The organism is Psychroserpens citreus, from assembly GCF_055686305.1.
Genome location: NZ_CM145999.1, coordinates 295,602 through 320,350 on the forward strand (window position 1 = coordinate 295,602; position 24,749 = coordinate 320,350).

Consider the following 24,749-nt stretch of genomic DNA (forward strand, 5'->3'; position numbering starts at 1 on the left):
TACTATTTTAGTATTATCAAAAGCCCAAAACCATGAAACATCTTTTTATTTTATTATTAACACTATCAAGTTTTACTGTATTTGCACAATCTAATAAAGGTGCCAAGCTCAAGGTTGGTGACAAGGCTGCAGATTTTACGGTTCAAATGCTAGATGGAGAAACCTTAACACTTTCAGATTTAAAAGGAAAAGTTGTGCTTATCAATTTTTGGGCAACATGGTGTGGGCCTTGTTTAATGGAATTTAAAGAGCTTCCAGACAAAGTTTTAAAACCTTTTGCTACAGATGATTTTGTGTTTATTCCTATTTCCAGAGGCGAAAATGAATTTCTTGTAAAGCAGAAAATGGAAAGCCTCAAAACCAAAGGCATTGACTTTAACGTCGGTTTAGATCCAGACAAAAGTATTTGGGATGAATATGCCACTAAATATATCCCTAAGAACTTTTTAATTGATAAAGATGGTGTTATTCAATATGCGTCCACAGGCTATGCTGATGATAGTGTAGATAAGCTTGTCAAGGAAATCAAATCACTTTTAAAGAATTAACTCTTTTTACTTCAAAACTATTTTTAAAGCATACAGTAATAGTTATTTCAAAATTGTAATGATTTCAAAAACAACTAAAATCCAATTCGCGCCTACAGCTAAACTTATTTCGTTAGCTATCCTCCTCTTTTTGTCTTATTTCAATTCTTTTTCTCAAGAAGATAAATATTATTTTTCTCTTTCTGAAGCGTTAGAAACTCCACATTTGGTCTACAATTTAGAACTAGGAAAGCAAAACCTAGATGAACTTCCAAAAGATATATTGAAATTTAAAAATCTAAAGAGTCTTCGCTTTGCTCGCAATAACATTACCGAAATTCCTGAATGGATTGGAGAGTTAAAACATCTTGAATATATTTACGCAAAAAGCAATGCCATTTATACAATAGCTAAGAGTATAGGTGATTTAAACAACCTAAAAGAACTCATTTTGTACGAAAATGAATTGGATTACCTCCCTAATAATTATTCCAAATTAAAAAATATAACGAAATTATCTATTGGTCGTAATCATTTTCATGACATACCAGAAAGTGTATTTGAAATGACAGCACTAACATTTTTAGATGTTGACAAAAACTACCTCACAGAAATCCCCGACAATATTTCAAATTTGGAGTATTTAGAAATCTTTAGAGCTACCGATAACCAGATTAATTATATATCTCCTAACATTGGAAAGCTACAAGCATTAGACCTCATATTTATTCAAAACAACAAAATAAAAGAACTTCCTGTTTCTATTGGTGATTTAACACATCTAACAGGCTTGGATTTGTCTAACAATGAATTAGAAACTTTACCTGAAAGCATTGGCAATTTAAGTCAATTAGAGTTTATAGCTTTATATAAAAACAGAAATTTCAAATCATTACCCGAAAGTATTGGAGACCTTAAAAACCTAGAAGAATTATTACTTACAAGAAATCAAATGACTTCATTACCTAATTCGTTTAGTAAGCTTACAGCAATGAAACGTATAGACTTAGGCAATAATATTTTTTTAGAGTTTCCCGAAATTGTTACAGAATTGCCAAACCTTCAATCTTTAAAACTTTATGGTAATAACATTACTCAAATCCCTAAAAGTGTTGAAAAACTCAAAAACTTAAAAACACTTATACTTCATAATAATCAAATTAAGACTCTACCAAAAGAATTAAGTAGTCTCCCAAAATTAAAACGACTTAGGCTAGATAATAATAAGTTAAAAACAATTCCAAAATCTTTAGAACAACTTCCTGAACTGTATGATATTGATTTAGACCACAATAATATAAGTAATAAAGAAAAGAAAAAAATTGAGAAATTTTTGAAACATTGCGATCGATTAAGTATCGACTATCAAAACTAAAGGGTATTTAATTTTTATACAAACTAGGTAAACTAATCTTCAGCTTAACAGCAAGTAATCTTATAATAATTACTACAAGACCAGCAATAACAAAGATAAAATTAGTATCTGCTACGAATTTCCGAAGTAAAAAATAAGTCAAGCCACCCAAAATACAAGCAGTAGCATAAATCTCTTTTCTAAAAATCACAGGGATTTCGTTACACAAAATATCACGAAGTACACCACCAAAACAAGCTGTCATCGTTCCTAGTGCAATACAAATAATAGGATGTAAACCTGCAACAATTCCTGTTTCTATACCAACAACAGTGTATAATCCAATACCTATAGTATCAAACAAAAAGAGTGATCGACGTAAGTAATTTATTTTTTTCCGAAGTACAACAGCAAAAACAGCAGAGGCCACAATTACATAAACGTAAGTCATATTCGTCATCCATGATACAGGATTCACACCAACCATAACATCACGTAAGGTTCCTCCTCCCACGGCAGTTACAAAAGCAATAATTAATACTCCAAAAGCGTCCATACGCTTATCTAATGCCACAAGAACACCAGAAATTGCAAAAGCTATAGTTCCTAAAATATCGACAATTTGAAAAAACATCACATGCCTTGGGTATAATAATTATAATCTTTAAGAATAGTATCTATAAACTGAATATCGGTATCATTGAAGTCTTTAATCTCTACCACCTCAATAATTTTCTTTCGCAACTTTATTAGAGTCTCATAATCGCGAGCAGCTTTTGCTCTCACATAGGTTTCTTTGATAATACGTGCATCATTATCGGATAGCTTAATCACATTTGGATAAGTTGGTGTATAGCTATCATCTAACTCCTCCAAAATTGTATGACTAATATTAACGTTATTCTTTAAGGTAATTACCGAAGTCCCTGCGGTCATATCTCCTAAACGCTGACTCTTTTTACTTGTTACAATGGCAATAAGTGCCACAACACCAGACATCATATTTAAGTCAACAATCCTAAATATCCAACGTACTAAATAATCTGCTAGAGCCGCTTGATAACCATCTATCTTAACCACTTTAATTTTCATAATACGCTTCCCAATAGTTTGACCGTCAAGAAAGGTCTCAAAAATTAACGAGTAAAAAACAACTGGAAGATAAAAAGAAACAACAATTGCAATTTGCGACCATTGATCCATATCCTCAATAAATTCATCAATATTAAATAAATTGAACATGATTTGATAGGTAACAACAACATAAGCGATCTTAATTATCAAATCAATAATATAGGCCAATATACGTTCGCCTACACTAGCAGCGATGAAATTGATATTAACGTTTTGTGTGGTATTTATTTGTAACTCTACCATTAATTGCTTTAATTTGAAAGCGTATGAGAGAAGTGGCTTTTATTAAACAAAATAAGGAAAAATGGCTCAATTTTGAAAAGGCTATTTTTGGAAAAACCCTTAAAAATCCCGATGAACTCGCTTCACTCTATATTCAGTTAGTAAATGACTTATCTTACGCCCAAACTTACTATCCCAAAAGTAAAACAATTCTTTATTTAAACAACTTAGCGGCTAAAGCTTTTCAAAAAATTTACAAAACCAAGCGTGAAGATACTAATCGTTTTGTTCATTTCTGGAAAATTGAAGTTCCTTTAATTGTCTATGAATATAGACGCTATGTACTCTATGCGTTTATCATTTTTTTAAGCTTTGTATCTATTGGAGCCTTGTCTGCTGCTTATGATGATTCCTTTGTGCGGTTAATTTTAGGGGATGGTTATGTGAACGATACTTTAGAAAATATTGAAGCTGGTGACCCTGTTGCTGTCTATAAAAGTGGTAGCAATTGGGGAAGTTTTATTGGAATAACGCTCAATAACCTCTACGTAGGTATCAAATCCTTTATTTATGGTGTTTTTGGCGGATTAGGAACAGGATTAGTTTTACTGTACAATGGCATTATGGTTGGTGCTTTCCAATACTTTTTCTATCAAGAAGGTGTACTTTGGGAAAGCGTTAGAGGGATTTGGATTCACGGTTCAATGGAAATATTCGCCATCGTTATTGAAGGCGCAGCAGGTTTAATATTAGGTGCTAGTATTTTATTTCCTAAAACATATTCTAGAATGATCTCTTTTAAAATGGGCGTGAAAAATGGAGTGAAAATTTTAATTAGTACATTTCCGTTTACGATTGCCGCTGGATTTCTTGAAGGCTATGTGACTCGATTTTCTAACACAATGCCCAATTGGTTATCTGTAGGCATTATATTATTTACGCTTAGCTTGATATCATTTTATTACTTAATATATCCTTTTATAGTCAACAGAAAAATAAAAGCAACCTATGCAACTCTATAAGTCCCGAAGTTTTGGTGAATATTTTCAGGATACCTTTGCGTTTTTAAAGCAAAATGGAAAACACCTATTTAAACACTTTTTCATTGTTAATGGAATGTTCCTATTAATCCTTATTATCATTGGGTATTTCATGAGCAAATTTTACACCGAAATACTTTTTGGTGGTGTATTGTATGGCAGCAATAATGCATTAGATGATTATATGAACCAAAATTCTGGTGTTTTTATTTTACTTCTCATACTTTTTATTGTTGTTGGATTGGCAGCTGCAGTCATATCCTATTCATTTGTGCCAATTTATTTGAAACTTTATAATCAGCATAATGGTAAAGGGTTTAATGCTTCAGATATTATAAGCGTATATAAATCTAACATTGGGAAAATTTTTATTTTTCTCATCAGTGGAATTATAATTGCCATTCCTTTGATAATTGGTGTTGGTCTATTAATTTTTGTTCTAGCAATTACCATTATAGGATTTCTTGCTATGCCTTTAGTTATTGGTGCTGTGAGTTTATTTTACCAAGGAACACTTATAGAATATTTGGATAACAAAAAAGGAATTTGGGACAGTTTTGGATACGCTTGGAGGATGATGAGTTCTAAATTTTGGGCAGCGATTGGTTGTGTTGGCCTCTTCTATTTAATGAGTTATATCGTGCAAAACGTTATTGCGCTTATACCTTATGTTTTTGGTATGGTAAATCTTTTTACAGAAATTGAAACTAACTCGGTTCCTGAACCAATGACAGTGCAAAAAACAATGACCATAATGATGCTCGCTATATTTCTCTTAAGTTTTCTTTTTGGCAGTATTTTAAATGTAATTGTGCAACTCAATCAAGGGGTAGTGTATTATAGCCTTAAAGAAGACAACGAAAACATCAATACAAAAAGTGATATTGACCTAATTGGATCTGGTGCGTAATTGGTTTCAGCTACATATCGTCATTATCCTTTTAAGCCTATCATTTCTTGGTAATGCTACTACTCTTTATCAAACTATAGGACTTCAAAACACAAATTCATCCTCATCTGATACCGAACCTTATTCAATTCGAGAATATGATAATCTTAAAGACAAGTATAATGGTGAAGAGTTCATATATGAGCGTACTGTAGAAAACTCGGGATGGTGGACAAGATTTAAACAATGGCTTTCCGATTTTTTTAAAGATTTATTTGATATCAACTCAGACGCAAAAGCCGCTGACGTAACTGATATCGCTTTAAAAATATTTTACGTTGTCATATTCCTTTTAGTTATATTTTTTATTGTAAAAGCCATTATGAATAAAGAAGGTAATTGGATTTTTGGAAAATCAAATGATAAGAGCATTATTCCGGTTACTGATATTGAAAATAATATTTATGAAACCGATTTTGAATCTCTGATAAAAGATGCTGAAAAAGACAACAATTATAGATTAGCCATCAGATATTATTACCTATGGTTACTTAAAACACTCTCAGAAAAAGAACTAATTGAATATGATGTAGAAAAAACTAATAGTGATTATTATCTTGAATTAAGCAATTCATCTATTCAAGACGATTTTTCCTATACATCCTATTTATACAATTATATTTGGTATGGCGAATTTGATATTGATGACCACCAATTTCTAAAAGCAAAAGATGCTTTTACTCAATTTTTAAATACCATTAAGAAATGAGTAAAACACTAAAAATATATCTAGGAATTTTAATTCTACTCTTTGTAGGAATTATAGCTATTGAGTTCTCAACTCCACCTCCTGTTGATTGGAGAAAAACCTATAACGAAACCCATAAAATCCCCTATGGAACATATGTTTTTCATGAAGAACTAAATAATTTATTCCCAGACAGTAAAGTCAACTCAATTAAAGTAACACCTTATGAGTTTTTTGATGACTATTACAGCTGGGAAGACAGTACTTATCTCACTACTGGAACATATGTTGTAATCGATGATTTTCCTAACATTGACAATGCTTCAGCTCAGGAGTTACTTGATTTTGCCTCTTATGGAAATGATATATTTATTGCAAGTAATTATTTTCCTGATAAACTTTTAGATTCCCTCGGATTTGATACTAAAAATGAATTTACGTTTAAAGGCAAAGGAGAATTTACATTTACAAATCCTATGTTTGAAAATGACTCTATTACCATAGAAAAAGGTTTGAGTAATATTTATTTTTCTAAAATTGACACTGACAGAACCACCATACTAGGTCGTCAAAAATTTGATGACAGCACATATACCAATTTTGTTAAGATACCTTGGGGTGACGGACAATTTTATTTGCATGTTCAACCAATTGTATTTACAAACTACCACTTGTTAAAAAAAGAGAATTACAAATACGCAGCAAGTATCATGTCTTATCTTAGTGACGACACCATTTATTTCGATTCTAGAAATAAAGCTGCAAATAGAAGAGGTGGACCAGGAGACTCTCCTTTAAGGTTTGTTTTAAGTCAACCACCTTTACGTTGGGCGTGGTATTTAGCACTAATCACCACTGTGATTTTTATGATTTTTAATGCCAAACGTAAGCAACGCATTGTAAACGTTAAAGTTCCTTTAAAGAATACTACAGTCGATTTTACAAAAACGATTGGTAATTTGTATTACGAAACCAAAGACCATGACAACCTAATAGATAAAAAGATCACTTACTTCCTAGAATATATACGTCGCGTCTATTATTTAGATACGCAGATATTAGATGACAAATTCGTAAAAAATCTAGCAAAAAAATCAGGAAAAGACGACAACGATATCAAAACATTAATTAACCAAATTGTATATTTAAAAGCAAAAACAGCCTGTAACGAAGGTGATTTATTACGTTTAAATACAGCAATCGAAGATTTTTACACTACATAAACTATGGAACATTTAGACAATAACCAGAACGAAGACCCAACACCTAAAAACAATCAGTTTGATGAGTCATTATTAGGTGGAGATACTCCAAACAGTTCTGAAATAGCACCACAATCAGAAACCGAAACTGATCTTAGTTTTAAAAATCGAATTGATTTATCAGAACTTCAAGATGGTATTGCACTTATAAAAAATGAAATTAGTAAAGTCATTGTTGGTCAAAAAGGTATGATAGATATGCTCATCGCCTCTATCCTAGCTAATGGCCATTCACTCATTGAAGGTGTTCCAGGTGTTGCCAAAACCATTTCTGCTAAGTTACTCGCCAAATCTTTAGATATTGATTTTAGCAGGATACAATTTACACCAGATTTGATGCCTAGTGATATCTTAGGAACATCGGTTTTTAATATGAAAAATTCAGAGTTCGAATTTAAAGAAGGCCCTATCTTCTCTAATATGATTCTTATTGATGAAATTAATAGAGCACCTGCTAAAACACAAGCCGCTCTATTTGAAGTCATGGAAGAGCGTCAAATTACTATTGATGGGAATAAATTTAAAATGGATTTACCATTTATTGTTTTGGCAACTCAAAACCCAGTAGAGCAAGAAGGAACGTATCGCTTACCTGAAGCTCAGTTAGACCGTTTCTTATTCAAAATAGATATTGACTATCCGAATCTAGAGGAAGAGGTTGAGATACTAAACCGAGAACAAAATTTACAAGGTGCTGTTAAAACAGACCAAGTAAAAGCCCATCTTAATAAAGCTCAAATCAATAAATTTCAAGGTTTAGTTGACCAAATCATTATCGAATCTCATCTTATTGAGTATATCGCAAATATGATAATCAACACACGTAATAATCCGTTTTTATATTTAGGCGCTTCACCTAGAGCATCTATTGCAATATTAAAAGCCAGCAAGGCCTTTGCAGCCATGTCTGGACGCGATTTCGTAACGCCTGAAGATATTAAACGCGCTGCCATACCTGTATTGCAACATCGCGTTATTGTAACTCCAGAACGCGAAATGGAAGGTGTGACAACCAAACAAATCATTAAACAAATTATTGAAGCCGTAGAAATACCTAGATAATAATGGAACTCACCCAACATTGTAAAATTTGTGATCATAAAATTGTTGATTTTAAGACAGGTACACTTTGTGGTTTAACGAACAAAAAACCTGAATTTCAACATAAATGCGGTGTAATTAAATTGGATACTGAATTTAAAAATGAAATAGAAGATGTAAATATTAAATACGAATCTGTTTTGAAAACAAAAACAGACACTGTTGGTCATGTCATTATGTATTCTATTCTTGCAGTCGTAATTATACTTGGAGGTTTCTTACTGGGAAAATTTATTTTAGAGAAAGGAGTGATATCTACAATTCCAATTATCATCATGACCATTGGTCTTGCTGCTTTAGGATTTGCTTTCGCACCTCTTAATTTATATCGCACCAATCTTAATATTGCTAAAAAAAGAAAACATGTAGTCGACGATCTGTGTAAAATGTACGGACATACATACGACATAGATATTACCCACAAAAAAGATAGCTTAGGTAACATGAGCTATGACACCGATTTAAAAATTAGAAAAACAAATAATACAGTAATTTGAAACGTATTAAACCTTTTTATTTACAAAACAGATTCTTTTATGCATGCATTACCATCATGGTGCTGTTTGTATTGAGTTTTATTTTTCCTAGAGGGTTTGCTGTTGTCAAATTATTGCTACTTCTGCTAGTCACACTTACAATTTTAGACACCATTATATTATTTGCTGCCCAAAATGGTGTTAAAGGCAAGCGCTTATTACCTGAAAAATTCTCTAATGGAGATCAAAATCCAGTAAACTTAGTCATCCACAATTATTACACTTTTGATGTTCATATAAAAATTATTGATGAAATTCCTGAACAATTTCAAGTTCGTGATTTCAGTATTGAACGAAAGTTATCAGCTTCAAGTACTACCGAATTAGAATATAAATTACGCCCCGTAGAACGTGGTGAATATCACTTCGGAAAATTAAATATTTATGTCACTTCTGTTTTCGGATTGATTGCACGTCGTTTTACTGCAGATGACAATGCCATGGTTCCTACCTATCCAAGTTTTATGCAATTACGAAAGTACGACCTCATGGCAATTAGTAATAATCTTCAGCAATATGGTATTAAAAAGATTAGAAAAATTGGACATACCATGGAGTTTGAACAAATTAAAGACTATGTTCTAGGAGATGATTTAAGAACAATTAACTGGAAAGCTACTGCTAAGAGAAATCAGTTGATGGTCAACCAATTTCAGGATGAAAAATCACAGCCTGTATATTCTATAATCGATAAAGGTCGTGTGATGAAAATGCCGTTTGACGGACTTACACTGTTGGATTATGCGATTAACTCTGCTTTAGTGATTTCTAATGTAGCACTAAAAAAGCAAGATAAAGCTGGAATTTTAGCGTTTTCAAAAAAGGTCGAGAATATTGTGGTTGCTGAGCGTCGCACTTCACAGATGAATTTGATACTTGAAACATTATATAATACTTCTACCGATTTCTACGAAAGTGATTATAGTCGACTGTATGCCGATTGCAAAAGAAATATTACCCATCGAAGTTTGATGCTATTGTACACCAATTTTGAAACATTAGATGGATTACATAGACAACTACCTTATTTAAAAGGTATTGCTAAGAATCATTTACTCGTTGTGATTTTCTTTAAAAATACAGAGCTTAATACCTTAATTACTGAAAAAGCCGAAACTGTGCAACAAGCTTATGACAAAGTCATCGCCGAAAAATTTGCTTTTGAAAAACGGCTGATTGTAAACGAGCTTCAGAAATATGGTATTCAATCCATTTTAACCTCTCCTGAAAACCTAACTATTGATACCATAAATAAATATTTAGAAATTAAAGCTCGAGGTTTGTTATAATACGTAGTAAGAATTCTCTTTCTGTTTTTTTTTATTATTTTAGTCATCCATCAAATCCAAAATCATGAAGAAATTAATATGCATCTTCGCGTTTCTATTAAGTGCCAATGTAATGGTATCTCAAAATATTAATACAAACCCTTTTTGGAAAGGTGACATTACTTTATCCAATGGCACAGTTAAATCTGGATTAGTTAAAGTTCCCAATAACCCTAAACAAAAAAGAGTCGTTTATAAAATTTCAGAAAAAGGAAAAGTAGAAAAAATAAAACGTGATGCCATAGCATCTGTGGTTGTATATTCTGAAAATGGCAATGCCTACCTCTATGAGAACACCAAATGTATTCTTCATATGAAAAGAGAAAAACCATCAACATCCTCATTACTATTAGTAAGTGCAAAAAATGATTATGTGACGTTTTATGTAGAATCAGGTGCTTATAAAGTTGATAAAAGTGATGGTGAATTAGGTTTATTATACAGATACAATTATGGTCAAGACTTCCCAACTGTAGCTTACTACATAAAGAAAAGAGATAAATCGGTTGCAAATTTATTTTATATGACTGGGCATTTAGGCGGTATTAAAAAAGGAACAAAATTACACCTAACTGAAGCCCCAAATCTTGTAGATCGTGTTTTAAAGAAAGAATTCAAGAAAAAAGACGTTGCAGAAATCATTAGTCTTTATATCAATGCAACAAATGACTTATAAAACTCAACAAACATCATAAAATGAAGAAAAACCTCAACTACTACTTTACACTACTATGTTTTTCTTTTTTACTATGTAAAAATGTTAACGCTCAACCTCAAACAGGTAAATTTATTAATGCCTCCATTGGCTTTGGTGTAAGTGCTCCTTATGAAGATGTAGATATTTCTGGTTATGGATTCTATGCTCAAGGAGAATATGTAATAGCCATATCAAAATGGTTTGGTGTACGTCCTTATGCTGGACTTATTCTAACCTCTGAAGATAACAGTGATTTGGAAATTAATGAAGCTGGATACAAGGTCACCTCAAAAGCCTTCTTATTAGGCGGAAAATTTAGAGTAGCAATACCAATCCCTTGGGTTGCTCCCTATCTAGAAACTGGAATTGGCGCATCTATTGGGTCATTTGAAACTATAACACCAGAAACAAATCTCGAACAAAAAGGTGTGTTACTACACATTCCTGTAACTTTGGGTTTAGCATTAGGGCGAAAACATAATTGGGATTTTGCATTTACCTATTATATGCATCCATCGGTAGAGCAATTTGCAGGAGCAGCAGCGATAGGGTTTTCGTTTCCTTTGGACTAACTACCTGTAGCTTTAATGCAAAGTCTAAGTATAAAAACTTACCAATACAATCTAAACATCAAATTTGGAGTAAATCCAATCCCAAACCGATCAATAGTTTCAATCTCACTACTTAACCCATTATTTCCTCGATATTCCCGACTTATTAAATTCTCTTTATCGTATACATTTCTAATAGAAAAACCAACTTTAGCCCTCAATTTACTGTCGCTAGAAAACTTAAACTTATAGGTTGAAGACAAATCTAAACGATGATAATCTGGCAGACGCTTGGTATTAATTCCATTGTTAAATTCTAATCCATCAACCCCATCAGACGATTCAGTATAAGGCTTACCCGTTTGCCAACGCCAACCTAAAGCAATTTGAAAATCTGAAACCTTATAACTCAATGAAGTCGACAACGCATGTCTTACGTTAGATCTCGATGTGAAATAACTGTTCTCGTTAAGGTTTTCATATCGACTTTCAGCATTATTAAACGAATAACTTATCCAGGCATTAAAACCATTAAATCGTTTTCTCAAAAAAAGATCAATCCCATAAACACGTTGTTCACCAATATTAAACTGACTATTGGTTGGATTTAAAAACCCCAAGGACAAAGCAGTAACATTGTCTAATGTTTTGTAATAATTATCAACATCTATCGTCCATCCTTTATTTGCAAAAATAAAACCTGCAGAAATTTGCTTACTGTTAATAATAGGAAACTGATCACCATTAGCTAATCTCCACAAGCGATTTTCTAGCGATAAATCACTTATAATAGTTTCATCGATTTCACTAATAACTTGATTCTTAATTTCGCCTGAGACTTGAAGTTTTACATTTCTTAAAAGCTGCTTATATAATAACAATCGTGGTTCTAATCTGTAGGAATCGAGTTCGTCAAAATAAGTAGCTCTTAAACCAAGTGATACATCAATCCATTTTGGGCTTTTGTATTCATAATTTGCAAACAAACTATGGGTTTGTATCACAGATTTATCTTCGTCTAAAATAAAAGACACATCAGTCGTATTTAAAAACGCATAACCAACATCCTTCAATGCATACTGATAACCCAAATTCGCAATATTATTATCACTTATAGTGTATTGAAACTCTGTTGAAATACCAGAATCAAAAATCACATTTCGTTTCTCAAAATCAGAAGTTTGCGTACCATTTTGAGACACTATGAAGTTATAATTCAAATCATAATCAGAAAAATATGCAGAGGTTTTCTGCTTTAAATCGGCTGTCCAAATTTTATCCCAACCTAAGCCATAACCCACATTTTTAATGGATAAGCGATCATTAAAAGTTTCGTTAGTTTCTATATCACTCACAGTATAATCCATAGCATTATCTATAGAAATCAAGCTAGCATAAAACCGATTATTTTCATTGTGATGATAGTTTAACTTAATGTTATAATCTAAAAAATTAAAATCATTATTTGGATTATCACCATTTTCAATTTTAGTACTTTCAAAAACTTTGTCGGCAAGCCTATTAAATGTATATGACTGATAAATATCTGTAAAACTAGATCTCACTGAAGCTTGGACACTTAACCGATTATCAATAATAGGAAAATCTAAATATGCATCCCCATTAATACCATTAAACCCAACTTGAGCATGTACTTGATCTGCTACTTTTGTTGTTGTGGACATAGAAATCACACTAGAAACACGTTCACCATATCTTGGATGCGCTCCTTTATTTATAAAAGCAACATGTTTAGTGGCATTAGGATTAAACGGAGAAATCATACCAAAAAGATGCCCTTTATGATACATATTTATACCATCCCACAATAACCGATTTTGATCTATTTTCCCGCCTCTTACTAAAAAACCAGAGGCTGTTTCGTTTGGGCTAACAACTCCTGGTAACAATTGGATACTTTCTAAAACATCGGGCTCTGTAAGCCCTGGCAAAATTCCTAAACTCGTGAGGTCTATTTGATAGGATGCGTCCTTTTGTTTAGATATACCTTTGGTGAGGTAACTATTAAGAATAATTTTATCTAGCTCTTGAACATTTACATTATAGTCAACCTTATTTACTATAACATATCGATTGGCTAACACTTCAAACCGTAAACCACTTTGTATCTCAATTGCGCTAAGCAGTTCTTTTAAAGTACGTTTTTCTCGTTTTAAGCTAATTGTTTTATGAGCAATAGATGCATCGTTATACGAAAACCGAACGTCAAAAATATCTTCAATAGTATCAAATACATCTTCGAGTTTCTGTTTATCAAAACCACATAACAATTTAGCCTCTTCTTGCGAAAAGGCTATAGCTGGTAGCATTAGTAAAATAAAAATAATGTTTTTCACTTTGTGCTCAAATGTATATGACCGCTTTCTTTTTCAATATATTGTATTTGTAACGATTTAAAAACTGTTTTTAGTGCAGTGTTTAAATCTTTATGAGTAAAACTTCCTGTATAAATAATAGACTGATCTATTGAATTTGAATCAATTGTAATATTATATTGCGCTTCTAAAGCAGAAATCACGTATGACAGTGGTACACTTTTAAACGAACTCTCCCCTTCAATCCATGTTGGGCTTAGTGATTTGGTATTCCATTGCTCAACCTCATGACCATTAATGCGTCTAATAGAATTTGCTGGCAACAATGTATAATCTTCGGCCTTGGTATGTACACTCACTTTTCCTTCAAAACAAACCACTTCAAACAAATCGCTTACAGAATTCACATTAAATTGAGTTCCTAAAACTTTAACCGTTCCATTTTCAGTATTTACTGTAAAATCGCTCCCTTTTTTTACTTTGAAATAGGCTTCTCCATTTAGTGTCAAACTACGATTAAGCTTCCATTTTTCTTTATCATAAGTCAAGGTAGATTTAGAGTTTAATATCACTTCTGATCCATCTAGCAAGGCAATTGTTTTTTGCTCTCCAAAATTGGTATTGACACTTATAACATCATCACTAAGTAACGAGAATAACCCAAAAAACAAAACAATTGATGCAGCTATTCCAATAAGCCAAGTATTAGCTTTAAGTTTCCGAACTTTATCTTCACTCGGCTTATAGGACATACGATTCTGTATTTTCTTAAACGAAGCATCTGTTGGTGATTCTAAAACTTCATAAGCTTCAATGCCTTTTCTAAGCTTTAAAAACAATTGAAAATCGCCTTCAGAAACCAATGCTTTCAACTCTTGATCAGATAGATCACCTGATAGCCATTGGGCTAAAAATCGTTCATTATCGTTATTTAAATCTTGTACTTTCATCGTTTTCTAATATTAAGACAACTGTAAGTTTAAAAACCCTACTTTAGTATTCATTTATTTAAATATTTCCTATTTCCTCTCTAATAACTAGTAGCGCTTGGTGCATTCGCTTTTCTACTGCTTTTACTGAAATATCTAAAGTAGCAGCAATGTCTTTGTATTTTTTCTTTTCTATTCTGTTTAATAAAAATACTTCTTTTTGTTTTTCTGGTAACCCATTAATGGTGCGTTCAAGTTTTTCCATAAATTCTTTTTCAAGCATAATAAATTCAGGAGACTCATTGGTCTGATGACTACCTGAATTTTGCTGATGTTTTTGAACTACTTTATTGTGCTTCACCATATTTAAAAATGTATTTGAAGCAACAGTATACAGATAACTCTTTACCTTTTCAAAAGAGACTTTACCACAATTATCCCAAAGCTTTATAAAAGTCTCTTGCAAAATATCTTCGGCCTGATCAATATCTTGAGTTTTGTAAAAAATAAATCGCCTTAAATCTTTTGCATATGTATTATATATGGTTTCAAAAGTTTTTGAGTGACATATATTATATTGATCTTTAGGCATTATTTAGCTTGAAAGTGAAGGTTCAAAACTAAATAAAAAAAAATTAGATAAAAAAGTAGGGTTATTTTTTTGTGAGTTGTCTTAGGTATAATTAGTCGAAAAATTATTAACCAAAAAATTGCTATGATGAAAAAATTCAAGTTATTTCTATTAAGCTTTGTATGTATTGCAAGTTTCTTAACATCATGTACAAATGATGAACCTTTAGTTGAAGAGCAAAATATTGAAGAGAGTGAATCTATCACTACTGCTCTAACTCAACTTAGTACACAATTCAATGCTCAAGGAGATGTTATTCCTAGTCAAAATGTGACCGGAAATATTGTCTTTGATTTCTGTTTTGACTTTGTATATCCATTAAATCTATCGTATAACAACGGTTCTACAGTTACTGTTGAAAGCTTAGATGATTTAATAGATGTTATCATTAATTCTACTGATGAATTATATATTGACGGGATAGAGTTTCCTTTTGATGTTGAAGTATATAATGATGACTCAGATGCGATTGAAATACTGACAATCAATAATGAAGAAGAGTTTATTGATCTCATTGAAGATTGCGATTTTGATGATTTTGAACCTTGTGATTGCGATGATGAATATGATCCTGTATGTGTTGAAGTAGAAACTCCAGACGGTGAAACATTCTTAATCACATATCCAAACGAATGTTATGCTGAATGTGATGGGTTTACTGAAGATGATTTCGCTGAAAACTGCGAAGAAGATTACAACTGTCCAGGAGGTATTGAATGCTTTGAATTTAATTTCCCATTAAGCATTATAACTGATGATGGTGAAACGATTGAAGTAAATTCTCAAGAAGAATTAGATAATGAACTTTATGATGCTTACTACTTTGATTTCGTATATCCTTTTAGTGTAACATTAGCCGAAGATGGTGAAGTGATTACAATTAACAATGCTGAAGAACTTGAAGAACTTTTAGAAGATTGCTTTGGCGACAATGACTTTGAAGATTGTGAAGAATGTGAAGATGAAGCTTTTGATCCTGTTTGTGTTGAATTTGAAACACCAAATGGCGTAACAGAAATTATTTCATTCCCAAATGCATGCTTTGCTGAATGTGCAGGGTTTGATGAAGAAGATTTTGTTGATTGTGAAGACAATGGTGGTTGTGAATGCCCAGACGAATATGACCCAGTATGTGTTGAAGTAGAATTTGATGGACAAGTCGTAGTTTACACATTCCCTAATGCATGCTATGCAGAATGTGAAGGGTTTGACGAAGACGACTTTATTGATTGTGAAGAGCAATCTTCAGATTGTACTGAAGATGAAATAGCGGACTTATTAGTTGGATGTCAATTTTGGACAGTAACAATTGAAGGACAAGAATACACCTATGTATTTACTAGTGATGGTACCGTAACTGTTAGTATTGCTAATGATACGGTTACATCTGGAACTTGGAGTGTTGACACAAGTCCTATAGGTGACGTTGGTGTAACTATAGATACAGCTTCTGGAAACTTTGCAACTGTTTGGATCTTCTTTAATTGTGATAATCCTGAAGGACCAGAAGTTGTAAGTACTACAGATTGGATTACTAATATAGAATCTGGATGCGAATAATGAACAACACTAAGTTTTAAATTGGTTGGTTATATTAATTCAAACCCCCTTCAGTATATACTGAAAGGGGTTTTTTTAATATCATTTTAAATCAAATTCCTTCTCCTAACCAAGCCTTCATCATCCAAACTGTTTTTTCTTGTTCAGTAATAAAATCACTCATCATTGAGTTTGTCCCTTCATCATTAGCTTCTCCAGAAGCATTCAGAATTTGACGCTCGATGCTTAATAATTCGGTAAGTGAATTCACAATAAGCCTAACTGCTTGTTCATCAATGGACACATTTTGACCCACGGGAACTTTTGCCGCTTTAATATAATCTCCAAAAGTGTGCAAAGGTGTTTCTCCTAACGTTAAAATTCGTTCGGCAATTTCATCAACTTTCATATTAGTATCTGTATACAATTCTTCAAATTTAGCGTGTAAATCGAAAAAGCGCTTTCCTTTTATGTTCCAATGAATCCCTCTCAGGTTTTGATAATATACCTGAAAATTGGCCAATAAATGATTTAAATCTTCAGCTATTGATTTTGTTTTTGTGGTCTCAAGACCTATACTATTTAGTTTCATACTTATAATTGTTTTTATCAATACAAACTTCTTTTAAAATAATTAATATTAATCATAGTTTTTATAAATAGTTTTTATATTTTTATAGTCTAAATGAATAACTATGACAATCACTCAACTACATTATGTTTTGGCTATTGCAGAACATAAAAACTTTACTAAAGCTGCAGAAAAGTGTTTTGTAACACAACCAACGCTTAGTACTCAAATACAAAAATTAGAAGATGAACTCGATGTTCAAATTTTTGATAGAAGCAAAAAACCTATTGAATTAACTGATGTAGGCCGAAAAATAGTTCAGCAGGCCAAAAATATAGTTGACGAATCAGACCGCATACAAGATATCGTTGATCAACAAAAAGGGTTTATTGGAGGTGAGTTTAGAATTGGCATCATCCCTACCATAATGCCAACTCTTTTACCTATGTTTCTTAAAAATTTCATTAAGAAATATCCAAAAGTGAAACTCAAAATCGAAGAATTAACTACTGAGGAAATCATAACAAGAATTACAGATGGCCACTTAGATGCCGCAATAGCCGCTACACCATTAGAGCATGATAGTATTAAGGAACATGTATTGTATTATGAGCCATTTGTAGGTTATATCCCAAATGACCATAGACTTAAAGACAAAAAGAAAATCGATGTTGCTGATCTTGATATCAATGATATGCTTCTTTTGGAAGATGGTCACTGTTTTAGAGATGGTGTTATCAATTTATGCAAAGCGTTTAAATCTCATGAAGACGATCAATTTCAACTAGAAAGCGGTAGTATAGAAACGCTTGTTAAACTATCTAATGAAGGTTTAGGGATGACGTTACTTCCCTACCTCAATACCTTAGATTTAAACGAAAAAATGTCTAGTCAGTTACATCATTTTAATGAGCCTTCACCAGCTCGTGAAGTGAGTATCATCTACCACAAAAATGAACTTAAGATGCAGATTATTGATGCATTACATAACGTTATCTCTGGTATTATTAGAGGTGCCATCGCCTTCCAAAATGTAGAGATTATAAGTCCGTTAGCAAAATAATTATAAAATAGTTTACATAAAAAAAGCGACTCGTGAGTCGCTTTTTTCTATTGTTTTAATAAGATTAAACATTGATCTAATTCTGGGTTTTGCAAGATTAAAGATTTAATATAAATCTTAAGCTCTTCAATTTCGTAAGGTAATAATCGCTGAAGCGCTTTTTGTAATTCTTTGCAAAACAATGTAGGGTCAAAACTCACTTTATTAAGTACAGTTTTGGTGTACTCAAACATTGCTCTTGCCATTTTTTTAATTGGGTTTAGGGTTAAAGTAGATTTGTTATATAGGCTATAATTTTAATTATTACATTCTAAATGTAGTAAAAAAAACGATTGCTTAATAAATTTAACTCAAATTTTAACAGCCAATTGTTTGTTAAAATCTATTATCTCCATCTAATAAATCGCCTAAACCTCCAAGGATACTTCCTTCTCCTTTGCTATTGCCTCCTTTTGGTAATGATGATAATACACGTCCAGCTAACCTGCTAAATGGTAAAGATTGTACATAAACAATCCCTGGACCTTGAAGCTTTGCAAAAAACAAACCTTCGCCTCCAAATACGGTGTTTTTTATACCTCCAACAAATTCGATGTCATAATCTATATCCTGTGTAAATCCAACAATACAGCCTGTATCTACGCGCAACGTTTCTCCGGGTTGCAATACTTTTCTAGCCATGGTTCCACCAGCATGTACAAAGGCCATACCATCACCTTCTAATTTCTGCATGATAAAACCTTCTCCTCCAAAGAGACCACGACCTAATTTTTTAGAAAATTCTATACCAACACTAACGCCTTTGGCTGCACAAAGAAAGGCATCCTTTTGACAGATGAACTTCCCATTGTATTCTGTGAGATCAATAGGTACAATTTTTCCTGGATATGGTGAGGCAAAAGATACGTTACGTTTTCCCGAAAGATTATTATAAAAAGCGGTCATAAATAAACTCTCTCCTGTAAGGATACGCTTACCAGCACCCAATATTTTTCCAAGAAAACCTGTGTCTTTTTGTGAACCGTCACCAAAAATGGTTTCCATTTTAATGCCGTCGTCCATCATCATAAAGCTTCCAGATTCTGCAACAACACCTTCTTGAGGGTCGAGTTCTATCTCAACGTATTGCATTTCTTCTCCGTAAATTCTGTAATCGATTTCGTGTGATGTCATGTGTTTTTGTTTTTTAATTGATTACTTATATGTTTCCAGAATAATCTATTTGTTACATTCTATTTACCTTTTACTTTAATCGTCCATTCAAAATTGAAATCGGATACTTGAATACCTTCTGCATTTATTCCTTTTGAATTCAACCATATGGTTTGGCCTTCTCCAGTGGTAATAGCCTTAGCAATTGCTGAATCTATATCTAAACCTTGGGTACATGTAAAGGTAATTCTTCCAGTAGCTTTTTTAGTGAAGGTTCCATTATTATTAGCAACTAACATCGAAATGTTTTTTCCGCTCGATTTAATTTTGGACATCATTAAAGCTCCTGTAGTAAGCTCAGCAGCCATGCCCTGAACAGCCCAGAATAAGGAGTTAAATGGGTTTTGATTAATCCATCTATGTTTAACAGATACGACACAAGTGGTATCATCAAGAGCTTTTGTGCGTACACCGCAAAAATAAGCTGCTGGTAATTTGAATATTAAAAATGCATTAAGTTTTCTTGGCGAAATAGTCATGTTTACTGGATATTTCAGCTAAAATATTGAAAATAATCGACAATTCAATTTGTTAAAATTATGTTAATTTTTAGTACTATGCGTAACATAATACCTTCTTTTAGACATATATTTGCATAAGAAATTACTATATGTTTTAAAATCATGTTAGACAATCACCAAAAAAACATCGCAACATTTATCCATTTATCTACCTTTAGTAGATTTTTAATTCCGTTAGGGAATTATATTGGTCCTATTGTATTATGGATGATCAACAAAGACAAATCAGAGTTTGTAGATCGTCACGGAAAGCAAGCCATAAATTTTCAAATTAGCATTTTACTATATACGCTAATCATTGGAACCATTACAGTACCATTCTTTATTTTTAAATTCTTTAACGGATTAGATTTTGTTGATTTTCACGGCTTTCATGATTTTCATATCAACATAGGAGAACCATCTCCTCTGCTTTTCATTACTGGAGGGCTAGGCTTTTTAGCAATTATTGGATTTATATTAGAATTAGTATTTATTGTTATTGCAAGTTTGAAAGCTAGAGATGGTGAGGCTTATGAGTATCCATTAACCATCAACTTTTTAAAATAATATTTCATCAATTAACCATCATCAATCAATCAAAAAATGAACAGTTTCACTTTAAAATCCCATTTATGAAGATAGAGAACACAAAAGCACAAATGCGAAAAGGTGTATTAGAATACTGCATTTTATCGGTATTAAAAGATGACGACGCTTACGTGGCAGAAATCTTAGACACTTTAAAAGACGCAAAATTGCTTGTTGTAGAAGGGACAATCTATCCACTTCTCACAAGACTTAAAAATGCTGGACTACTCAATTATCGTTGGGAAGAATCCACATCAGGACCGCCAAGAAAGTATTATGGTCTTACAGAAACAGGTCAGTTATTTCTTAAAGAATTAACTGTTACTTGGAACGAATTACAAAACGCAGTTAACATAGTAACCAGAGAAAAAACAAAAAAATAATGAATAAAACAGTCAACATAAATTTAGCAGGTATATTCTTCCATATAGATGAAGATGCATACTTAAAATTGCAACGCTATCTTGAGGCTATAAAACGTTCATTTACAGACTCTCAAGGTCGTTCAGAAATTATAGCAGATATTGAAGCACGAATCGCCGAATTATTTAACGAGCGTGTTCAAAACGAAAAACAAGTCATTCGTATTAAAGAAGTCGATGAAGTTATTACCATCATGGGACAACCAGAAGACTATTTAGTTGATGATGAAATTTTTGAAGATACTCCAAAACGTTCTTATTCATCTAGTCATAGTGGAAGAACGTCGTCTAAAAAACTATATAGAGATACAGACAACTCTTATGTTGGTGGTGTTTCTGCTGGATTAGGTCACTATTTTGGCATCGATGCACTATGGATTAGATTAATTTGGGTGCTCCTTATTTTTGGTGCTGGTACTGGTGTATTATTGTATATTTTACTTTGGATCTTTGTACCTGAAGCTACAACAACTTCAGAAAAACTAATGATGAAAGGACAACCTGTAAACATTAGTAACATCGAAAAAAAAATTAAAGACGGATTTGAAAGTGTATCAGATTCATTAAGTAGTGTTACCGAAACCATAAGTGGTGTTACAGATTCCATTTCTGAAGGTGTTAAAAAGGCCGACTTACCTAAACAAGGTGAACGCATCAAATCATCATCATCATCTTTTTTTGAAACCATAGGGAATATTATCATGTTCTTTCTAAAGATTTTTGCTAAGTTCTTCGGTGCCATATTAATGTTTGTTGGTGCAGTAACTATTATATCTTTGATTGTAAGCCTTGTTGGCGTTAACTTTTTAGATTCTATCCATATTCCTGGCACGAACTTTTATGATGTAGCAGATGCTGCAAATGTTCCAATATGGTTAATGTCATTACTGGTATTTCTTTTTATAGGAATTATAGCATTTTTCATATTTTATTTAGGACTTAAAATACTAATCACTAACTTAAAATCGATAGGTAATCCTGCAAAATATACACTGCTTGGACTTTGGTTAATTTCTTTTATTTCGCTTATTATCTTATTTGCGCGATTTGGATTAAGTTTTAAAGAAGAAGGTTCTTTTATTAAAACTGAGAAAATAGCTTCTATTACAGCAAATGATACCATTCGAGTTAGAATGAACAATAATGACTTGTATACAAATCATAGTTATTATAGAAGCTATGGCTTTGATACTGCTTATGATGAAAACGACAATAAAGTATTGTTCTCTAGAGGTGTAAGACTCATTGTTAGATCTACTAAAGACAGTATTGCGAAATTAAGACTTGAACGCAGCGCAAGAGGTTTTGATTTTGAAGATGCAAAAAACAGAGCAGAGCGTATTAGCTATGACTATGAAATAAAAAATGGAGAATTACTTTTAGACAGCTATCTAACGATTCCTCTTAATGAATCAAGAAAAGGACAAGAAGTTACGGTCACTTTATATATACCTGAAGGTGCTGTATTATATGCTGATAGTAACACCTACAATTTCCATAGTAACCATCACTATCACAACGACATCTTAGATCATGATATGGAAGAGCATTATCTAAAAATAATTTCCAATGGTGTTAAGTGTTTAGATTGTCCAGAAGATGAAGACTTTAAAGTCAAAGTCGACATAGAAGACGAAGAATCTGGACTCAAAATTGACGAGAATGGAGTCAAGGCTAAGTCTGAAAATAGTAGTTTAGAAATTGACGAAAATGGTCTTAAAGCTAAATCAGATGAGGTCAAAGTCAATATCGATGAAAATGGTATTGAAATCACAACCGACAACAAAGACGATAATAATTAACAACTCATCATCAACAATCAACGGTTCAGATATTTAAATTATAACTAACCAACCATTTTTTAAATATTTGAACCATTAATCAATCAAAAAATATTAATCAATCAAAAAATGTTACAGTTCATTTATAAAATAATCACATTAGCAGTCTTAACAATTGGTGCTATTGCATTGAGTAAAAAAGCACAACCCAATACTACGCATAGTGAGGTTTACAATATTTTGAAAGCAAATGATAGTTTGCTATTTGAACGTGCTTTTAATGCATGTGAAACACAATACTTAAAGCAACTTATAGCTGAAGATTTTGAGTTTTATCATGATATTGGTGGCATAGAGTCTTCAAAAGAAGGGTTTATAAAATCGATGAGAAATGGTATTTGTAACTCTAATAACGCAACAAAGTCTAGACGTGAATTAGTAGAAGGCAGCTTAGAAGTTTTTCCACTTAAAAACAATGGTGAAATTTACGGTGCTTTACAAAATGGGGTTCATAAGTTCTTTGAAACCACTAATGGCAAAGAAGTAGCTGGAAGCATTGCAAAATTTTCTCATCTATGGATTTTAGAGAACGATACTTGGCTCTTAAAGCGCGTTATTAGTTTTGATCATCAAATGCAAGATCAGCCTATAACGGATTCAGTGAATGTATTAGAAACAATATTAGACGCCTACATCGGGCAATATAATGGCAAAGATTCTGGATTAGTTATTATTTCAAGAACTGAAAACGGACTGCACATCAATACAGGAGGAATGAACGCAGACATTTATGCAAAATCAGACACTCTGTTTGCACATAAAAAAGCACCTCTCACTTTTGAATTTATTAAGAATACTAATGGTGAGGTTACAAAATTCATCGTAAGAGAAAATAACAATATTGTAGAAGAAGCTATTAAACAAATCAATTAATCATCAATTAAATTAAACAATCATGACAACATTAACAAAATACACAGTCGCAGTGATATTAGGCGTACTACTAATGTCTTGCAATTTTGACATCAATTTAAATCCAGGTGTTAGAGGAAATGGTAATGTCTCAACTATTGAACGTAGTCTTGAGGACGACTTTTATCAGATTGAAGCCAGTAGAGGTATAGACGTCTACTTAACTCAAAGTGATGCTTCTATGCTAAAAGTTCAAGCCGATGAAAACTTACATGACATCATTATCACCGAAGTTGAAAACGGTGTTTTAAAAATTTATGCAGATGAAAACATTAGCCATTCAGAATCTAAAAAAGTTATGATCAATGTTAAAGATCTTAATTTAATTAGTGCTACTAGCGGAAGTGATGTTTACTCAACAAATGTCATTAAAGCAGATCATATCAAATTAATTACTACTAGTGGCGCAGATATAGAAGTAGAAATTGATGCAGAATCAACTACATTAACCTCTACTAGTGGTAGCGATCTTATTGTATCTGGCAAAACCAATACATTAAGTGCTTCGGCTACAAGCGGAAGTGACATAAAAGCCCGTCAGTTAATTTCGCAATCGTGTACAGCTTCAGTAACTAGTGGTGCAGATATTGTGGTTTATGCAGAAGATAAAATAACTGCTACCGCTACTAGTGGCGGAGATATTAAATACTATGGCAATCCAAAAAAAGTAAGCGAGAGTGACGGTGTTTCTGGCAGTATTCGAGGACAATAGAACCTTATAACCAACCAACTAATCAATCATTTTTTTAACCATTTCAAACTCAAATCGAGTTTGGGATGGTTTTTGTTTTATATTTGTTATAACACTTAATA

27 protein-coding genes are annotated in these 24,749 nt (G+C 32.4%); 18 read left to right on the plus strand and 9 right to left on the minus strand.

The genetic code is table 11. From position 1 onward, the window contains the following. Nucleotides 1-32: 32 nt before the first annotated feature. Nucleotides 33-548 (plus strand): TlpA family protein disulfide reductase, encoded by a 516-nt coding sequence (locus ACTU6T_RS01515; RefSeq protein WP_460219497.1) that lies wholly within the window; start codon nucleotides 33-35, stop codon nucleotides 546-548. A 58-nt stretch (nucleotides 549-606) separates the two neighbouring features. Further along, nucleotides 607-1,902: a leucine-rich repeat domain-containing protein gene (locus ACTU6T_RS01520; protein WP_460219498.1), complete on the plus strand. Its 1,296-nt coding sequence runs from the start codon at nucleotides 607-609 to the stop codon at nucleotides 1,900-1,902. A gap of 7 nt (nucleotides 1,903-1,909) precedes the next feature. On the opposite strand, the gene ACTU6T_RS01525 is transcribed toward ACTU6T_RS01520, so the two are convergent. Further along, complete coding sequence (locus ACTU6T_RS01525; protein ID WP_460219499.1) at nucleotides 1,910-2,515, minus strand: trimeric intracellular cation channel family protein; 606 nt, start codon at nucleotides 2,513-2,515, stop codon at nucleotides 1,910-1,912. Continuing rightward, nucleotides 2,515-3,258: an RDD family protein gene (locus ACTU6T_RS01530; protein WP_460219500.1), complete on the minus strand. Its 744-nt coding sequence runs from the start codon at nucleotides 3,256-3,258 to the stop codon at nucleotides 2,515-2,517. Before ACTU6T_RS01530 ends, ACTU6T_RS01525 begins: the two co-directional genes overlap by 1 nt. Nucleotides 3,259-3,281: 23 nt before the next feature. Here ACTU6T_RS01530 and ACTU6T_RS01535 point away from each other — a divergent pair, with 23 nt between their 5' ends. The 9 genes from ACTU6T_RS01535 to ACTU6T_RS01575 all read left to right on the plus strand — a co-directional run bounded on the left by ACTU6T_RS01535 (nucleotide 3,282) and on the right by ACTU6T_RS01575 (nucleotide 11,410). Beyond that, on the plus strand, nucleotides 3,282-4,259 hold the full coding sequence (locus ACTU6T_RS01535) for a stage II sporulation protein M (RefSeq protein ID WP_460219501.1): 978 nt from the start codon (nucleotides 3,282-3,284) through the stop codon (nucleotides 4,257-4,259). Beyond that, nucleotides 4,246-5,187, plus strand: a complete 942-nt coding sequence (locus tag ACTU6T_RS01540) for a hypothetical protein (RefSeq protein ID WP_460219502.1) — start codon at nucleotides 4,246-4,248, stop codon at nucleotides 5,185-5,187. Before ACTU6T_RS01535 ends, ACTU6T_RS01540 begins: the two co-directional genes overlap by 14 nt. After that, nucleotides 5,180-5,935: a DUF4129 domain-containing protein gene (locus ACTU6T_RS01545; protein ID WP_460219503.1), complete on the plus strand. Its 756-nt coding sequence runs from the start codon at nucleotides 5,180-5,182 to the stop codon at nucleotides 5,933-5,935. Before ACTU6T_RS01540 ends, ACTU6T_RS01545 begins: the two co-directional genes overlap by 8 nt. Further along, nucleotides 5,932-7,137, plus strand: coding sequence for a DUF4350 domain-containing protein (locus tag ACTU6T_RS01550; protein ID WP_460219504.1), 1,206 nt, complete (start codon nucleotides 5,932-5,934; stop codon nucleotides 7,135-7,137). Before ACTU6T_RS01545 ends, ACTU6T_RS01550 begins: the two co-directional genes overlap by 4 nt. A 3-nt stretch (nucleotides 7,138-7,140) precedes the next feature. After that, nucleotides 7,141-8,238, plus strand: coding sequence for an AAA family ATPase (locus ACTU6T_RS01555; RefSeq protein ID WP_460219505.1), 1,098 nt, complete (start codon nucleotides 7,141-7,143; stop codon nucleotides 8,236-8,238). Between the two features lie 2 nt (nucleotides 8,239-8,240). Continuing rightward, entirely contained in the window at nucleotides 8,241-8,774 is a 534-nt protein-coding gene (locus ACTU6T_RS01560) for a hypothetical protein (protein WP_460219506.1), read from the plus strand. Then, nucleotides 8,771-10,102 (plus strand): DUF58 domain-containing protein, encoded by a 1,332-nt coding sequence (locus tag ACTU6T_RS01565; RefSeq protein ID WP_460219507.1) that lies wholly within the window; start codon nucleotides 8,771-8,773, stop codon nucleotides 10,100-10,102. Before ACTU6T_RS01560 ends, ACTU6T_RS01565 begins: the two co-directional genes overlap by 4 nt. A gap of 64 nt (nucleotides 10,103-10,166) precedes the next feature. Beyond that, complete coding sequence (locus ACTU6T_RS01570) at nucleotides 10,167-10,817, plus strand: hypothetical protein (RefSeq protein ID WP_460219508.1); 651 nt, start codon at nucleotides 10,167-10,169, stop codon at nucleotides 10,815-10,817. Between the two features lie 20 nt (nucleotides 10,818-10,837). Further along, nucleotides 10,838-11,410, plus strand: coding sequence for a hypothetical protein (locus ACTU6T_RS01575; protein WP_460219509.1), 573 nt, complete (start codon nucleotides 10,838-10,840; stop codon nucleotides 11,408-11,410). Nucleotides 11,411-11,448: 38 nt separating this feature from the next. Here the strand turns inward: ACTU6T_RS01575 and ACTU6T_RS01580 are convergent, their stop codons facing one another. From ACTU6T_RS01580 to ACTU6T_RS01590, 3 genes are read right to left on the minus strand one after another with little or no spacing between them, the layout of a single operon-like run. After that, nucleotides 11,449-13,746: a TonB-dependent receptor domain-containing protein gene (locus tag ACTU6T_RS01580; RefSeq protein WP_460219510.1), complete on the minus strand. Its 2,298-nt coding sequence runs from the start codon at nucleotides 13,744-13,746 to the stop codon at nucleotides 11,449-11,451. Then, nucleotides 13,743-14,675, minus strand: coding sequence for a FecR family protein (locus ACTU6T_RS01585; protein WP_460219511.1), 933 nt, complete (start codon nucleotides 14,673-14,675; stop codon nucleotides 13,743-13,745). The genes ACTU6T_RS01580 and ACTU6T_RS01585 overlap by 4 nt, the downstream gene beginning before the upstream one ends. Nucleotides 14,676-14,733: 58 nt before the next feature. Next, nucleotides 14,734-15,246, minus strand: coding sequence for an RNA polymerase sigma factor (locus tag ACTU6T_RS01590; protein WP_460219512.1), 513 nt, complete (start codon nucleotides 15,244-15,246; stop codon nucleotides 14,734-14,736). Between the two features lie 123 nt (nucleotides 15,247-15,369). On the opposite strand from ACTU6T_RS01590, the gene ACTU6T_RS01595 reads away from it, so the two are divergent. Beyond that, on the plus strand, nucleotides 15,370-16,845 hold the full coding sequence (locus ACTU6T_RS01595) for a hypothetical protein (RefSeq protein ID WP_460219513.1): 1,476 nt from the start codon (nucleotides 15,370-15,372) through the stop codon (nucleotides 16,843-16,845). 91 nt (nucleotides 16,846-16,936) lie between these two features. Here the strand turns inward: ACTU6T_RS01595 and ACTU6T_RS01600 are convergent, their stop codons facing one another. Next, complete coding sequence (locus ACTU6T_RS01600; RefSeq protein WP_460219514.1) at nucleotides 16,937-17,416, minus strand: Dps family protein; 480 nt, start codon at nucleotides 17,414-17,416, stop codon at nucleotides 16,937-16,939. 103 nt (nucleotides 17,417-17,519) lie between these two features. Between ACTU6T_RS01600 and ACTU6T_RS01605 the strand changes: the two genes are divergently transcribed. Continuing rightward, on the plus strand, nucleotides 17,520-18,458 hold the full coding sequence (locus ACTU6T_RS01605; protein ID WP_460219515.1) for a LysR substrate-binding domain-containing protein: 939 nt from the start codon (nucleotides 17,520-17,522) through the stop codon (nucleotides 18,456-18,458). A gap of 47 nt (nucleotides 18,459-18,505) precedes the next feature. Here ACTU6T_RS01605 and ACTU6T_RS01610 read toward each other — a convergent pair whose 3' ends face one another. From ACTU6T_RS01610 to ACTU6T_RS01620, 3 genes are all read right to left on the minus strand, one after another. Beyond that, the gene (locus ACTU6T_RS01610) at nucleotides 18,506-18,703 is read right to left on the minus strand and encodes a hypothetical protein (RefSeq protein WP_460219516.1); all 198 of its coding nucleotides are present in this window, start codon (nucleotides 18,701-18,703) and stop codon (nucleotides 18,506-18,508) included. Nucleotides 18,704-18,833: 130 nt separating this feature from the next. Beyond that, the gene (locus ACTU6T_RS01615) at nucleotides 18,834-19,631 is read right to left on the minus strand and encodes a TIGR00266 family protein (protein WP_460219517.1); all 798 of its coding nucleotides are present in this window, start codon (nucleotides 19,629-19,631) and stop codon (nucleotides 18,834-18,836) included. A gap of 59 nt (nucleotides 19,632-19,690) precedes the next feature. Next, nucleotides 19,691-20,149, minus strand: coding sequence for a DUF4442 domain-containing protein (locus tag ACTU6T_RS01620; protein WP_460219518.1), 459 nt, complete (start codon nucleotides 20,147-20,149; stop codon nucleotides 19,691-19,693). Nucleotides 20,150-20,293: 144 nt separating this feature from the next. Here ACTU6T_RS01620 and ACTU6T_RS01625 point away from each other — a divergent pair, with 144 nt between their 5' ends. From ACTU6T_RS01625 to ACTU6T_RS01645, 5 genes are all read left to right on the plus strand, one after another. Continuing rightward, nucleotides 20,294-20,740, plus strand: a complete 447-nt coding sequence (locus ACTU6T_RS01625; protein ID WP_460219519.1) for a DUF4870 domain-containing protein — start codon at nucleotides 20,294-20,296, stop codon at nucleotides 20,738-20,740. Between the two features lie 65 nt (nucleotides 20,741-20,805). Continuing rightward, nucleotides 20,806-21,144: a PadR family transcriptional regulator gene (locus ACTU6T_RS01630; RefSeq protein WP_460219520.1), complete on the plus strand. Its 339-nt coding sequence runs from the start codon at nucleotides 20,806-20,808 to the stop codon at nucleotides 21,142-21,144. Continuing rightward, on the plus strand, nucleotides 21,144-22,985 hold the full coding sequence (locus tag ACTU6T_RS01635) for a PspC domain-containing protein (protein WP_460219521.1): 1,842 nt from the start codon (nucleotides 21,144-21,146) through the stop codon (nucleotides 22,983-22,985). The genes ACTU6T_RS01630 and ACTU6T_RS01635 overlap by 1 nt, the downstream gene beginning before the upstream one ends. A 108-nt stretch (nucleotides 22,986-23,093) precedes the next feature. Continuing rightward, nucleotides 23,094-23,897, plus strand: coding sequence for a nuclear transport factor 2 family protein (locus tag ACTU6T_RS01640; RefSeq protein WP_460219522.1), 804 nt, complete (start codon nucleotides 23,094-23,096; stop codon nucleotides 23,895-23,897). 22 nt (nucleotides 23,898-23,919) lie between these two features. Next, a complete protein-coding gene (locus tag ACTU6T_RS01645; RefSeq protein ID WP_460219523.1) occupies nucleotides 23,920-24,648 on the plus strand; it encodes a head GIN domain-containing protein in 729 nt (242 codons plus the stop codon). Nucleotides 24,649-24,749 lie beyond the last annotated feature (101 nt).

Coding starts and splice junctions, on each gene's coding strand:
- ACTU6T_RS01515 (WP_460219497.1), top strand. CDS start 33: ATGAAACATCTTTTTATTTTATTATTAACACTATCAAGTTTTACTGTA.
- ACTU6T_RS01520 (WP_460219498.1), top strand. CDS start 607: ATGATTTCAAAAACAACTAAAATCCAATTCGCGCCTACAGCTAAACTT.
- ACTU6T_RS01525 (WP_460219499.1), bottom strand. CDS start 2,515: ATGTTTTTTCAAATTGTCGATATTTTAGGAACTATAGCTTTTGCAATT.
- ACTU6T_RS01530 (WP_460219500.1), bottom strand. CDS start 3,258: ATGGTAGAGTTACAAATAAATACCACACAAAACGTTAATATCAATTTC.
- ACTU6T_RS01535 (WP_460219501.1), top strand. CDS start 3,282: ATGAGAGAAGTGGCTTTTATTAAACAAAATAAGGAAAAATGGCTCAAT.
- ACTU6T_RS01540 (WP_460219502.1), top strand. CDS start 4,246: ATGCAACTCTATAAGTCCCGAAGTTTTGGTGAATATTTTCAGGATACC.
- ACTU6T_RS01550 (WP_460219504.1), top strand. CDS start 5,932: ATGAGTAAAACACTAAAAATATATCTAGGAATTTTAATTCTACTCTTT.
- ACTU6T_RS01555 (WP_460219505.1), top strand. CDS start 7,141: ATGGAACATTTAGACAATAACCAGAACGAAGACCCAACACCTAAAAAC.
- ACTU6T_RS01560 (WP_460219506.1), top strand. CDS start 8,241: ATGGAACTCACCCAACATTGTAAAATTTGTGATCATAAAATTGTTGAT.
- ACTU6T_RS01570 (WP_460219508.1), top strand. CDS start 10,167: ATGAAGAAATTAATATGCATCTTCGCGTTTCTATTAAGTGCCAATGTA.
- ACTU6T_RS01575 (WP_460219509.1), top strand. CDS start 10,838: ATGAAGAAAAACCTCAACTACTACTTTACACTACTATGTTTTTCTTTT.
- ACTU6T_RS01585 (WP_460219511.1), bottom strand. CDS start 14,675: ATGAAAGTACAAGATTTAAATAACGATAATGAACGATTTTTAGCCCAA.
- ACTU6T_RS01590 (WP_460219512.1), bottom strand. CDS start 15,246: ATGCCTAAAGATCAATATAATATATGTCACTCAAAAACTTTTGAAACC.
- ACTU6T_RS01595 (WP_460219513.1), top strand. CDS start 15,370: ATGATGAAAAAATTCAAGTTATTTCTATTAAGCTTTGTATGTATTGCA.
- ACTU6T_RS01600 (WP_460219514.1), bottom strand. CDS start 17,416: ATGAAACTAAATAGTATAGGTCTTGAGACCACAAAAACAAAATCAATA.
- ACTU6T_RS01605 (WP_460219515.1), top strand. CDS start 17,520: ATGACAATCACTCAACTACATTATGTTTTGGCTATTGCAGAACATAAA.
- ACTU6T_RS01610 (WP_460219516.1), bottom strand. CDS start 18,703: ATGGCAAGAGCAATGTTTGAGTACACCAAAACTGTACTTAATAAAGTG.
- ACTU6T_RS01615 (WP_460219517.1), bottom strand. CDS start 19,631: ATGACATCACACGAAATCGATTACAGAATTTACGGAGAAGAAATGCAA.
- ACTU6T_RS01620 (WP_460219518.1), bottom strand. CDS start 20,149: ATGACTATTTCGCCAAGAAAACTTAATGCATTTTTAATATTCAAATTA.
- ACTU6T_RS01625 (WP_460219519.1), top strand. CDS start 20,294: ATGTTAGACAATCACCAAAAAAACATCGCAACATTTATCCATTTATCT.
- ACTU6T_RS01630 (WP_460219520.1), top strand. CDS start 20,806: ATGAAGATAGAGAACACAAAAGCACAAATGCGAAAAGGTGTATTAGAA.
- ACTU6T_RS01635 (WP_460219521.1), top strand. CDS start 21,144: ATGAATAAAACAGTCAACATAAATTTAGCAGGTATATTCTTCCATATA.
- ACTU6T_RS01640 (WP_460219522.1), top strand. CDS start 23,094: ATGTTACAGTTCATTTATAAAATAATCACATTAGCAGTCTTAACAATT.
- ACTU6T_RS01645 (WP_460219523.1), top strand. CDS start 23,920: ATGACAACATTAACAAAATACACAGTCGCAGTGATATTAGGCGTACTA.